This is a genomic window from Kordia sp. (assembly GCF_050633145.1).
GTDB lineage: Bacteria > Bacteroidota > Bacteroidia > Flavobacteriales > Flavobacteriaceae > Kordia.
Genome location: NZ_JBOEFY010000079.1, coordinates 249 through 561, shown reverse-complemented (window position 1 = coordinate 561; position 313 = coordinate 249). Strand labels below are relative to the sequence as shown.

Below are 313 nucleotides of genomic sequence, written 5' to 3'. Positions count from 1 at the left end.
GAAATATGATCGCCTACTATTGGATTTGGAAGTCCTCTGTAGTTCCATCCCCATACGTGACATTCTCCTGCTGGAGCTGCACTTAAGTCTAACGTGTTTCCGTTAGCTGAGTTTTGCCATGCAAGAATGTTGTCATTATCATCTGTGATGATGTACCAATACGATAAGTTTGGAGCTGTTGTTGTGTGTGCTACATCAAATACGATATTTCCTGCTTCTCCTGTGTATGATGTTGTTGTTCCGTCAGCTAATGTTACCATTCCACCATCTGGAACTTCTCTGTAGACTGTAACCCAGTTATCTGAAATGTCTT

The 313-nt window shown here is 41.5% G+C and carries 1 protein-coding gene; it reads right to left on the bottom strand.

What is annotated here, in order from left to right:
* Window positions 1-313 (bottom strand): hypothetical protein (locus ACRBBL_RS25685; protein ID WP_431371966.1); only part of this gene is annotated, 313 nt, incomplete at both ends.